This is a genomic window from Pseudophaeobacter sp. C1-32P7 (assembly GCF_041008775.1).
Taxonomy (GTDB): Bacteria; Pseudomonadota; Alphaproteobacteria; order Rhodobacterales; family Rhodobacteraceae; genus Phycobacter; species Phycobacter gallaeciensis_A.
Map to the genome: position 1 here is coordinate 103,899 of NZ_JAXGFR010000001.1, position 11,731 is coordinate 115,629.

Consider the following 11,731-nt stretch of genomic DNA (forward strand, 5'->3'; position numbering starts at 1 on the left):
GCTAGAAGTAGTCGATCGAAACCTGCATCAGGCGCTCGACCTCTGGCACATCGGCGGCCATCGCAAAGATCGCGATGACATCACCCTCTTCGATGCGCATTTCGCCGCTGGGTCGCAGGACCTCGCCTCCCTTGCGCACAGCGCCGATCAGTACGCCTTCGGGGAAGGGAATATCGCGAACCGCTTGTCCCGCCATCGGAGAGGTTCCCAGAACCTCAGCCTCGATCACCTCGGCTTCGGCATCGCCAATGGAATAGACCTGCCGAACGCGGCCATAGCGGATGTGTTGCAGGATCGAACTCACCGTGGTGGAGCGCGGGTTGATAAAGGCGTCGATCCCGAGAGGCGCCATCAGCGGCAGCAAGGTCGGATCATTGATCAGGGCCACCACGAAAGGGCAGCCTTCGGATTTGGCGCGCACGGCCGCCAGCATGTTGGTCTTATCATCGTCGGTGACAGCAAGCATGGCATCGGCGCGATCAATACCGCCTTCAATCATCAGAGAACGGTCCAGCCCGTCACCGTTCAGAACGATGGTCCTCTCGAGTGTTTCGGCCGCCCGCTCGGCGCATTTGCGGCTTTTCTCAATGATCTTGGCGCGGATCCGTCCGGTGCGGTTCTCAAGCGCCTTTGCCACTTCAAGGCCCACATTACCGCCGCCCACGATCACCACCCGATCCTGGCGTTTTTCTTTCTTGCCAAAGACTTCGATGGTTCTGCTTACGTCGTCCGTGTGGCAAAACACATAGGCGCTGTCGCCGACGAACAGCTGATCGCCCGGTTCCGGTGCAAACAGGCTGCCATCGCGCCGCACACCCACAACGATAGCCCGCAGGGTGGAAAACAGATCCGTCAGCTGCCGCAGCGGCGTGTTGACCACCGGGCAATCCTCGTCGATCTGAATGCCGAGGAGCTGCGCCTTGCCGCCCATGAAGGTTTCCGTGTCAAACGCGGCCGGTGCCAGAAGCCGCTGAATGGCGGCGGCGGCGACCTCGCGTTCGGGGCTGATCACCACATCGATGGGCAGATGGTCACGCCGGTACAGGTCGGAATAGATCGCATTCAGGTAGCTGCGCGCCCGCAGCCGGGCAATCTTGCGCTGGATCGAGAATACCGAATGGGCAACCTGACAGGTCACCATGTTGACCTCATCCGAGTGGGTTGCGGCGATGATCATATCCGCATCCCGCGCCCCTGCCCGCTCCAGAACATCCGGGTATGAGGCAAAGCCCGCAATCCCCTGAACATCCAGCGTATCTGTCGCGCGGCGCACCAGATCCGGGTTGTTGTCGACAACTGTCACATCGTTGTGCTCGCCGGACAGGTGCCGCGCGATCTGCCAGCCAACCTGGCCGGCGCCACAGATGATAACCTTCATGATCTTTTCCCTTGGGCGCGATCTTGCCAGTTTTGAATGACAGAAGCCGCCAGAGGGGTCAAATCAATTGTACTGACCGTCATCGCGGGGCATTCTGACAGCATGACCCGTACTTACCGCCGCTTCCGTTCCCTGTTCGCCGTGCCCGTTTTGGGCGCCGTCCTTGCCGGATGTGGCCCGGTGCCGGTCTATTATCGCGAAGGCGCCGATGTGCAGCGGCTCAAGGCCGATACGCTTTCCTGTCAGGTCAGCGCACTGGAAAAGGCGCCCGTGGCCAACGAAATTCGTCAGCGCCCGCCCGTCTATTATCCCGGCGGGCAATATTGCAGGGACGGCAACTGCTGGAGCCGCCCCGGATACTGGGTTGATGGTGGCATCTATACGGTTGATGTGAACCAAGGTCTGCGCAGACGGTTGGAGCAAAGCTGTATGGCCAAGAAAGGGTATCAAGAGGTACCCCTGAGGCGCTGCACCACCGCCGAAGTCGGGCAGCGTCTGGCCGGACAATCGCGCCGCCTGCCGCCGCTGACTGGCGATGCTTGCGTCTGGAAAGGCCCTGACAACACCCTGCATGTCCTGACGCCGTAGTCGGCCACGCTGCCGCCCCAGACACCGGGTTTTCTCCAGGCTTCGCAAACACAATGACAGCAGGCGCGCAGACCGTGCCTACGCGCCCCGTCATCCGTCCGCGGCGGTCAAACCATATCTTCTTCCTGCTCCACATGAGCAACGCGCGCGCCAGCCTTGTTCGAGGTGACAACGCCAAGGGATTTCAGCTTGCGGTGCAAGGCCGAGCGTTCCATACCCACAAACGAAGCCGTGCGGCTGATATTGCCACCGAACCGGTTGATCTGGGTCAGCAGATATTCGCGTTCAAAGGCCTCGCGGGCCTCACGGAGCGGCAGCGTCGCCAAGGCCCCGGACAGGACGACGCGGCCCTCGTCTTCGACCTTTTCCTCTTCACGCGGCAGATCGCGCGCCTCGATCGGGCCATTGCCATCGCCAAGGATCAGGATCCGCTCCACCAGGTTTTTCAGCTGGCGGACGTTGCCGGGCCACATCATGGTCTGCATCAGTGCAACCGCCTCATCCGTCAGTTCACGCAGTGGCAGGCCCTGCGCCTCATTAAAGCTGCGGATAAAGTGTTCGGCCAGAACAGGAATATCCTCGCGCCGATCTGCGAGCGTCGGCACCGCAATCGGCACCACGTTCAGCCGATGATAGAGCTCCTGCCGGAAACGGTCCGCTTCAATTTCTGCCTCCAAGGCCTTGTTTGTGGAAGAAATCACCCGCAGATCGACCCGCACGTTCTCGGATCCACCAACCCGCTGGAACTGCTGATCGACCAGCACCCGCAGGATCTTTGACTGGGTGCCAAGCGGCATGTCCGCGACCTCGTCAAAGAACACCACGCCGCCATGCGCCTGTTCCAGCAATCCCGGCTCAACCCCGCGGTCCGTGGTTTCACGGCCAAACAGCACCTCTTCCATCCGCTCCGGCTCGATGCTGGCGCAGTTCACCGTCACGAAGGGAGCCGAGGCACGGGCCGAATTGGAGTGGATATAGCGCGCGGCGATATCCTTGCCCACGCCGGCAGGTCCCGTCAGCATCACACGGCCATTGGATTTAGTGACCTTGTCGAGCTGCGCCACCAGCGCCCGGAAGGCTGCGGAATTGCCGATCATCTCGGCAGCTCCGGTTTCCTTGCGGCGCAGATCGGTGTTCTCACGGCGCAAGCGCGAAGTCTCCATCGCCCGCCGGATCACCACCATCAGCTGATCGATATTGAAGGGCTTTTCGATGAAATCATAAGCACCCTGTTTGATCGCCGCGACCGCAATCTCGATATTCCCGTGGCCTGAGATGATCACCACCGGTACCTCGGGATTGTCCCGCTTCACGGTTTTCAGGATGTCGATGCCGTCCATCTGGCTGTCCTTAAGCCAGATATCGAGGATCAGCAACGCCGGAGGCTCCTGCCCGATCTCGGCCATGCATTCCTCGGAGTTCGCCGCCTTTCGCGTGGCAAACCCCTCATCTTCCAGGATATCGGAAATCAATTCGCGAATGTCGCGCTCATCGTCAACGATCAGAATGTCACTCATGTCAGACCTACCTTCACTGTATTTCTGTTAGCCTCAGCCGTACGTACGGCGTCTGGCAGGCGGATCACCGCCATGGCTCCAAAATGGTTCTGTCCTTCGAACACCGGCGCATCCTCAAGCGTCAGGGTGCCGCCGTGTTCTTCGATAATCTTCTTCACAATCGGCAATCCCAGCCCGGTGCCTTCGTTCCGGGTGGTTACATAGGGTTCAAACAACCGCGCGCGGTCCTCTGGCAAGCCGATGCCATTATCGGCAATCGTCACCTCATACCCCCCTTTATCGGCCCGGCGCAGCGCCACGCGAATTTGCGGATCCAGATCCTCGGGCGCACCTTTTTTCTTCAGGCTTTCAATCGCTTCACCGGCATTTTTGATCAGGTTAGTCAGCGCCTGCCCGATCATCGTCGCATCCAGATCTGCACAGCACACGGTATTGGGCAGATCCGCCGTAATCGTCACATCCGGCTGGCCGGTGCGCTGCAGCACCACCGCGTCCTGCACCAGCTTGACCAGATCTTCTTCATGGCGTTCTGGTTCCGGCATGCGCGCGAATTTTGAAAACTCATCGACAATCCGGCGCAGATCGTTGGTCTGGCGCACGATCACATCGGTCATGGCTTGCAGTTGATCGCTGTTTTCCTCGCCTAGCTTGGGCGCGAACTTGCGCTTGATCCGCTCCGCACTCAGCTGGATCGGGGTCAGCGGGTTCTTGATCTCATGGGCAATCCGCCGGGCCACATCGCCCCAGGCGGCCATCCTCTGGGCGCTGACAAGATCGGTAACGTCGTCAAAAGCCACCACATAGCCTTCGAGGTTGCCATCATCGGACCGGCGCTGCGACATCCGCACCAGCAGGTTTTCCAACCGACCATGCCGCGTCACCTTGATCTCATCCTGCGCGGTTTCCGCGCCATCCTTGGTCAGGGTTTCGAACAGCGGGCCGAATTCTGGCACCGCAACGGCGAGCGCCAGAGATTGCCGGTCTCCGTGCCAATCCAGCAGACGTTCCCCGGACCGATTCACAAAGGCGACCCGGCCTTCGGCATCCAACCCCACGACACCGGAGGTGACTGAGGAGAGAACCGAATCGAACAGCCTACGACGGCGCTCAATCTGGTCGGTGTTTTCCAGCAACGTCTTGCGCTGTTGTTTCAGTTCCCGCGTCATCCTGTTGAAATACTGGCCAAGTTGGGAAATCTCGTCACCGCCGTTCTCTTCGGGCACCTGCACGTCAAGATCACCGCCACCGACCCGGCGCGCGGCCACGGTCAGGCGACCGACAGGACCGGACAAACGTTCCGCAAACCACATGCCCAACCACATGGCCGCCAGGATCAGGATCAATGCAAACCCGATGTACAAAAGGCCGAATTCGAACAGCACCCGACCGCGCTCTTTCTCAAGCTGTTGATAGAGGTTCGCGGTCTGCTGGGTTTCATCCAGAAGGTTCAGTAATTCACCATCCACATCGCGACTGATGTACAGGAACCGGTCGACAAAGGCGTTCAGGCGCACAATGGCCCGGAACTCGTTATTGTCCCAGTCCTGGATGATGCTCATCCCCTGCTCGGCCGCCTCGGTGATCTGCTCAGGATCGGGATGTTCGAAATCAAATTCGTAGGACCGTTCGCCCCGCACCCGGATATCGCCAACGCCATCGATGACATAGGCCTCGCGTAGGCCACGCTGGATCTGCAGCTGCCCCTGCGACAGAACCTGCCGCAGCTCTGCATCGTTCATGAAAAAACTACGCGAGCGGCTGGTATCTAGGTAACGCGCCAGCGCCTCGCCATCTTCGGAAAGGTCACGCCGTTGTTCCACCTGATAGGCCTCGGCAGCCGCAAGCGACGAGCCGATGACCTGCCGAACACGCTGGGAAAACCAGCCCTCAAGCCCAACATTCACCGTCAATACTGCAAAGATCGCGACGATAACCGTGGGCACCAGCGCCAAAAACCCAAAGGCTCCGATCAGCCGCAGGTGCAGTCTGGAGCCAGCCGATTTGGAACGGCGCGCCGCGAACAGACGCACAATCTGGGTCAACACCAAGGCGGCAATCGCCATGATGTAGACCATGTCGGCCAGCAGAATCAGGCGCAACGACATAGAGGATGCGCCGTGCCCCAAAGGACCAAAGATCAGAAACGTCACCAGAGCCAGAATCGGCCCCAGCAGGACAAGGCCAAGGGTGCCGATATTGCGCGCCTTCCGGGTTTTCCGCCACCGGTCAAACGCCGCGAGCGTTCTGAATCCCCCGCGAAGATGTGACTTCTGCGCCACTGGCTGCCCTCATTCTGATGTATGGCCTTCTAGGCCAACCGCCACATGTCGCGACCTCACCGACGGCTGTGCCGGTCGGCCACGTTTCTGTGGCGATATTACATCAGTTTGCGCCGCCGTGTCACCTCAATATCAAGGTCCGTAATTTTCTTTCTCAGGGTATTGCGGTTGATGCCCAGCAATTCGGCGCATTTCGCCTGATTTCCGCCGGTTGCAGCCAGCGCAATCTCGATCAGGGGCGTCTCTACTTCGCGCAGCAGCCGTCCGTAAAGCCCCGGCGGCGGCAACATGTCGCCATGCAGATCAAAATAGCGTTGCAGGTGGCGCGCCACGGATTCGGATAGCTTTTCGTTGACTGCGCCACTGACCATGGGTTCGGCCCCGGTCTGCGGCCCCAGCGCCGCCGCAACATCGGATTTACCGATTTCCTCGCTCCGCGCGGTCAGCGCCAGTCGGCGAACCACGTTTTCCAGCTGGCGCACGTTCCCGGGCCAGGCGAAATGGCGCAAAAGCTCGCGTCCTTCTTCGCTCAGCGTGCGGTGCGGCGCGCCTTCGTTTTCTGCCCGGATCAGGAAGTGCTCCGCCAAGAGCGCTATATCCTCGACCCGTTCGCGTAGCGCGGGCACGTGCAGTTCCGTCCCGCAGAGCCGGTAATACAGATCGGCGCGCAGTTCCCCGGCCTCCATCGCCGGAGCCAGGTCTTTCTGGCTCGTCGCCATGAAACGCGGAGAATGATCACTGGTCGCATCCATCATGCGCACCAGCCGGGCCTGCGCCTCATCCGGCAGATCCAGAAGCTCATCAATCAGCAGCGTGCCGCCCTTGACCTGCGACAAAAGCCGTGCAGGACCTTCGAGCTCGATCAGCTCGGCCGCGGTGGCGGTCACATAGGGCAAGGTGCGCCGGTCGGAGAAATCGTGAATAGCACGCGCAATCAATGACTTGCCCGTACCACTTTCACCCGTAACCAAAAGCGGCATATCGGTGTTCATCACCCGCGCGATCAGGCGGTACAGGCCCTGCATCACCTCGGTACGACCAACGAGAGGCAGTTCCTCGGGGCGGTCGCCTTCTTCTTCCGAACGGGCCGTGGTCACGGTGGTCCGTTTCTCCGACAACGCCTTGGCCGTGCGCTTCATCAGCTCCGGCAGGTCAAAGGGTTTCGGCAGGTAGTCATAGGCATCCGCCTCGGCCGCCTTGATCGCGGTCATGATGGTGTTTTGGGCCGAAATGACGATCACCGGCAGTCCGGGACGGTCCTCGGCAATCTTGGGCAGCATTTCCAACCCGTTTCCGTCCGGCATCATCACGTCGGAAATCACCACATCACCCTTACCCTCGGCCACCCAGCGCATCAGCGTGGTCAGGGATGAGGTCGCATGAACCTTGCATCCGGCCCGCGTCAGCGCCTGTGTCAGAACCGTGCGAATGGTGCGGTCGTCATCTGCGACCAGAACGGTGCCATCCATCGATCAACTCTCCTGCGATTGGACGTCGCGCGGAACACGCGACAAAGAAAGCCTGAAAACTGTGTGCCCCGGTTCGGAGCTGACAGAAATCCAGCCGTCATGGTCGGCAATGATCTTGCTGACCAATGCGAGCCCCAACCCGGTGCCGTTTTCACGCCCCGAGACAAAGGGATCAAAAATGTCCTCCCGGATGGTGTCCGGCAGCCCCGGTCCATCGTCGATGATCTCGATCTGAAGCGGTAACAGTTTCCCGGTTCCATCGCTGCGGCGTAGCCGGAAGGAATGCTCGTAAAAGGTACGGATCCGAATTTTTCCGCCTTTTTTGCCAGCAGCTTCGGAGGCGTTCTTCAACAGGTTCAGGATCACCTGGAGCAGCTGATCTGCATCGCCCCAAGCCGAGGGCAAAGACGGATCGTATTCTTCGGTGATCGTCATATTGGCGCCGAACCCCAACAACGCAGAGCGCCGGGCCCGGTCCAGAACATCGTGCAGGTTCACCGGTTTAAAATCCGGCTCCGAGAGATTGCCGAATTGCTCCACCTGCTCCAGCAGTTTGACGATGCGGCGGCTTTCGCTGACGATCAGATCGGTCAGCTCCAGATCTTCGGCCGACAGGTTCATGCTCAGCAGTTGCGCCGCGCCAGTGATCCCGGCCAGCGGGTTCTTGATCTCATGGGCCAGCATTTCCGCCATCCCGATGGCAGATTGCGCCGCCGATTTAGCAGAATGGTTCTGCGTCATCCGCCCGGCGAGTTCACGAGGGGACAGCATCAGCAGCATCATCCCCTCGTGCCCGCTCACCGGGGAAATCTGCACCCCGCATTGCAGTGGCGCACGGCTGCTGGCGCCGACGTCAATGTCATTCACGAACAGGGGCGTGCCCGAACTGCGGCTGCGCGCAAAGGCATCCGTGATCGGCGCATCGATATAGATCTGGCTCCAGACCGGTTTCCCCATCAACGCCTTTCGCGAGGTGTTGAGGAACCCCTCCGCCGCAGAATTTGCGTCCGCAATCAAGTCTTCCGCATCAATCAGAAAAGCCGGGACCGGAAGCGAAGCCCATAGCGCACCATCGTCAATCACGCTGCTACCTCGTCTGTTTGCTCACTCAAAGCTGCCTCAAGAAGAACCAGAACCTGATCTGGGTCGCGCTCCGTCAGAACCGCGCGGCGCAGAACGGGGCCAGTGCCTGCGGCATCCATGTACCAGCCCAGATGTTTGCGTGCGACGCGGGTGCCCAGATCGATGCCGTAAAAAGAGAGCATTGCCCGATAATGCTCTGAAACCATGTCCAAAAGCTGTTTCCCTTCGGGGACATCCGGCTTGGGCGTCTGCCAAAGATCATGCGCGATCTCGGCCAGCAGCCACGGCTTGCCCTGGGCGCCGCGGCCAATCATCACGCCATCAGCGCCGGATTGTTCCAGCGCCTGCTGCGCTGCGCCCGTGCCAGTGATGTCGCCATTGGCAAGAACCGGTATGTCCACCGCGTCTTTGATCGCCCGGATCGCGGCCCAATCGGCGGAACCCTTGTAGAACTGGCAGCGGGTGCGACCATGGATAGTCACCATCTTGATGCCCGCATCTTCGGCCCGCCGCGCCACCGAGGCGGCGTTGAGACTCCCCTCATCCCAACCAAGGCGCGTTTTCAGCGTCACCGGAATATCGACCGCAGCCACAACCGCCTCGATCAGCGACAGGGCGTGATCGGGTGTCTTCAACAGCGCCGATCCCGAATACCCGTTGGTCACCTTCTTGGCCGGGCAGCCCATATTGATATCGATGACCCGCGCGCCACGGTCCGCAACCTGCCTAGCGGCCTCGGCCATCCAATGGGCTTCACGCCCGGCCAGCTGAACCGCCGTATTCTCCACATCCGCGCTCAGCTCGGCCCGCTCACGCACGCCGGGCTTGGCCTGCACCATTTCCTGACTGGCCACCATTTCGCTCACGGTCAGCCCAACGCCGAAAGAACGAACCAGATCCCGAAACGGGCGGTCCGTGATTCCGGCCATCGGCGCGAGTGCGATCGGCGGTGTCATAGAGGTGGTTCCGAGGCTGAAGGGCAACTGCCTAATCCTTGTGCAACTGAGACTTTTCTAACCGGGAGCGCCGGGGAGAGACAATGAAATGGCCCCGAATGATCCAATATTCCAGATCGACTGCCTATTTTTTAGGCGCGGCCCCATGGGTGATTGCCTCTGTAACCGGCAGGTCCTAAACAGCCAAGCAAAAGCCGGAGGCTGCCTTTTGACCACTGCCGCACTTATCGTTGCCGCCGGTCGCGGAACCCGCGCTGGCGGCGGTCTTCCCAAGCAATGGCGCCCCCTGAAAGGGCGCCGCGTCATCGACTGGACTCTGGCTGCTTTTCGGCAGGCGGGGATCGAGAAGATCGCCCTGGTCCTTTCGCCCGACGACAGCGAAGCATGGGCCGAATTTCAGGGGCAGCCGGGGATTGTCCTGGCCTCAGGGGGCGATACACGCTTCCGCTCGGTTCTGAACGGGCTGGAGGCGATCGAGGCGCAGGACATCGCCCAAGTGCTGATCCACGACGCGGCCCGGCCCTGCATCACCCCGGATTTGATTCATGCGGTTGAGGAGGCGTTGAGCACAAGCATAGCGGCGGCCCCGGCGCTGGCAGTCACCGATGCGCTGTGGACCGGGCAGGACGACAAGGTCACCGGCACCCGCGACCGCGACGGGCTATTTGCGGCGCAGACACCGCAGGGCTTTCGCTATGCCGAGATCCTTGCCGCGCATCGCGCCCATCCGGGCGAGGCAGCAGACGATGTCGCCGTGGCCCGCGCTGCCGGGCTTGACGTTGCCATCGTTCCGGGAAATCCAGACAATATCAAAATCACCGGCCCCGCGGATTTTGCCCGGGCCGAGTTGATTTTGGGCAGAGCAGACAGCGACAGGTCAGAAGAGGACAGGATGGATATCAGACTGGGCAATGGCTACGACGTTCACAGATTTGGCGCGGGCGACCATGTTGTACTCTGCGGCGTGAAAATACCGCACGACAAGGGGTTGCAGGGTCATTCTGATGCAGATGTCGGCATGCATGCGGTCACCGATGCGATTTATGGCGCGCTGGCCGAGGGCGATATCGGCCGCCACTTCCCGCCGTCTGATCCGCAGTGGAAAGGCGCAGCCAGCGACATCTTCCTGCGTCACGCCGTTGATCTGGCGCGTGATAAAGGTTTCGTGATTTCCAACGTCGACTGCACGCTGGTCTGCGAATACCCCAAGATCACACCGCATTCTGCAAAGATGCAGGCGCAAATGGCATCAATCCTTGGCATTGATGCAGATCGCGTGTCGGTCAAGGCAACAACATCCGAACGGCTTGGCTTTACCGGGCGCAGCGAAGGGATCGCGGCGCTGGCCACCGCGGCATTGGTGAAATCATGAATATCGCAACAGCAATCGGAACCGTTCTGGGCGTCGGTTATCTGCGCCCGGCCCCCGGCACCTGGGGATCCTTGGTGGCGCTGCCGTTGGCCTATGGCTTGCACCTGGCGGGCGGGTTTCCCCTGCTGGCTGCAGTGACCCTCATCTGCACCGCCGCGGGCCTCTGGGCTGCAGCCGAGATGACGCGCGGCAAGGAAGACCTCGACCCGTCTGAATTCGTTATGGATGAACTGGCCGGTCAGTTCCTGGCGCTCTGGGCGATTTCCTATCCATCCTGGGCGCATGGCATCGACATCACCGCCCTATGGCCGGGCTGGGTCACGGCCTTTGTGCTGTTCCGCCTGTTCGATATCCTGAAACCCGGCCCCGTCGGCTGGGCCGACCGCAAGAAAGGCGCGGTCGGGGTGATGATGGACGATGTGATCGCCGGGATCTTTGCCGCCATTGGCGTTGCCCTGCTGGCTGGCCTGTCGCATGGGGTGCTGGGGCTGTGAGTGTCGATGTCGCGAATCTGATCGCCCGCGCAGCCAAGGCAGGCGTGACCATCGCCACCGCCGAAAGCTGCACGGGGGGCATGGTCGCCGCTGCCCTGACCGATATCCCGGGGTCCTCGGCGGTGCTGGATCGTGGCTATGTGACCTATTCCAACACCGCCAAAACCCAGATGATCGGCGTGCGCCCGGAAACGTTGGACGCATTCGGCGCGGTGAGCGAGGAAGTCGCGCGGGAGATGGCCGAAGGTGCCCGCGCCCGCGCCGGAACCACCCTGGCCGTGTCGATCACCGGGATTGCCGGACCGGGCGGTTCTGAGTTCAAGCCCGAAGGCCGGGTCTGCTTTGGCCTCTCTGCCGAAGGGAGGGAAACTCATGTGGAGACCATCGAATTTGGCGCCCTAGGCCGCCCGCAGGTTCGCGCCGCCAGTCGGGATCATGCCCTTTCCCTGCTGGAACGGGCCATTTCACATTAAGTCCATAAAGCGGGCAAACGAGCGCATTTCTTGCCCAAAAATTAATCGCTTCGCTAAAAGCTGCAAAAAACAGCACCCAAGCCAAGCATGATGCTTCTTTTAGCATCGCTCTTGCGTTTTGT

At 60.8% G+C, this 11,731-nt stretch carries 10 protein-coding genes; 4 read left to right on the forward strand and 6 right to left on the reverse strand.

Features of this window, described 5'->3' with window-relative positions:
• Position 1 precedes the first annotated feature (1 nt).
• Complete coding sequence (gene trkA, locus SM763_RS00490) at positions 2-1,378, reverse strand: Trk system potassium transporter TrkA (RefSeq protein WP_065270227.1); 1,377 nt, start codon at positions 1,376-1,378, stop codon at positions 2-4.
• 102 nt (positions 1,379-1,480) lie between these two features.
• Here trkA and SM763_RS00495 point away from each other — a divergent pair, with 102 nt between their 5' ends.
• Positions 1,481-1,966, forward strand: a complete 486-nt coding sequence (locus tag SM763_RS00495) for a hypothetical protein (protein ID WP_368996984.1) — start codon at positions 1,481-1,483, stop codon at positions 1,964-1,966.
• A gap of 107 nt (positions 1,967-2,073) precedes the next feature.
• Here SM763_RS00495 and ntrX read toward each other — a convergent pair whose 3' ends face one another.
• The 5 genes from ntrX to dusB form a co-directional block, all read right to left on the reverse strand.
• Entirely contained in the window at positions 2,074-3,483 is a 1,410-nt protein-coding gene (gene ntrX, locus SM763_RS00500) for a nitrogen assimilation response regulator NtrX (protein WP_274837020.1), read from the reverse strand.
• Positions 3,480-5,762 (reverse strand): sensor histidine kinase NtrY-like, encoded by a 2,283-nt coding sequence (locus SM763_RS00505; RefSeq protein WP_368996986.1) that lies wholly within the window; start codon positions 5,760-5,762, stop codon positions 3,480-3,482. The genes ntrX and SM763_RS00505 overlap by 4 nt, the downstream gene beginning before the upstream one ends.
• A gap of 98 nt (positions 5,763-5,860) precedes the next feature.
• Complete coding sequence (locus SM763_RS00510) at positions 5,861-7,231, reverse strand: response regulator (RefSeq protein WP_368996987.1); 1,371 nt, start codon at positions 7,229-7,231, stop codon at positions 5,861-5,863.
• A 3-nt stretch (positions 7,232-7,234) separates the two neighbouring features.
• Positions 7,235-8,314: a two-component system sensor histidine kinase NtrB gene (locus tag SM763_RS00515; RefSeq protein ID WP_116560293.1), complete on the reverse strand. Its 1,080-nt coding sequence runs from the start codon at positions 8,312-8,314 to the stop codon at positions 7,235-7,237.
• A complete protein-coding gene (gene dusB / locus SM763_RS00520; protein WP_368996989.1) occupies positions 8,311-9,297 on the reverse strand; it encodes a tRNA dihydrouridine synthase DusB in 987 nt (328 codons plus the stop codon). The genes SM763_RS00515 and dusB overlap by 4 nt, the downstream gene beginning before the upstream one ends.
• A 181-nt stretch (positions 9,298-9,478) precedes the next feature.
• Between dusB and SM763_RS00525 the strand changes: the two genes are divergently transcribed.
• Genes SM763_RS00525 through SM763_RS00535 form a run of 3 tightly spaced genes read left to right on the forward strand, consistent with a single transcriptional unit; the run spans position 9,479 to position 11,609 of the window.
• Positions 9,479-10,642 carry a bifunctional 2-C-methyl-D-erythritol 4-phosphate cytidylyltransferase/2-C-methyl-D-erythritol 2,4-cyclodiphosphate synthase gene (locus SM763_RS00525; RefSeq protein ID WP_368996991.1) on the forward strand — a complete coding sequence of 388 codons (1,164 nt, stop codon included), beginning with the start codon at positions 9,479-9,481 and terminating at the stop codon, positions 10,640-10,642.
• Positions 10,639-11,136 carry a phosphatidylglycerophosphatase A family protein gene (locus SM763_RS00530; RefSeq protein ID WP_368996993.1) on the forward strand — a complete coding sequence of 166 codons (498 nt, stop codon included), beginning with the start codon at positions 10,639-10,641 and terminating at the stop codon, positions 11,134-11,136. Before SM763_RS00525 ends, SM763_RS00530 begins: the two co-directional genes overlap by 4 nt.
• Positions 11,133-11,609, forward strand: coding sequence for a CinA family protein (locus tag SM763_RS00535; RefSeq protein ID WP_368996994.1), 477 nt, complete (start codon positions 11,133-11,135; stop codon positions 11,607-11,609). Before SM763_RS00530 ends, SM763_RS00535 begins: the two co-directional genes overlap by 4 nt.
• The last annotated feature ends 122 nt before the right edge of the window (positions 11,610-11,731 follow it).

Coding starts and splice junctions, on each gene's coding strand:
- SM763_RS00530 (WP_368996993.1), top strand. CDS start 10,639: ATGAATATCGCAACAGCAATCGGAACCGTTCTGGGCGTCGGTTATCTG.
- SM763_RS00510 (WP_368996987.1), bottom strand. CDS start 7,231: ATGGATGGCACCGTTCTGGTCGCAGATGACGACCGCACCATTCGCACG.
- SM763_RS00495 (WP_368996984.1), top strand. CDS start 1,481: ATGACCCGTACTTACCGCCGCTTCCGTTCCCTGTTCGCCGTGCCCGTT.
- trkA (WP_065270227.1), bottom strand. CDS start 1,378: ATGAAGGTTATCATCTGTGGCGCCGGCCAGGTTGGCTGGCAGATCGCG.
- ntrX (WP_274837020.1), bottom strand. CDS start 3,483: ATGAGTGACATTCTGATCGTTGACGATGAGCGCGACATTCGCGAATTG.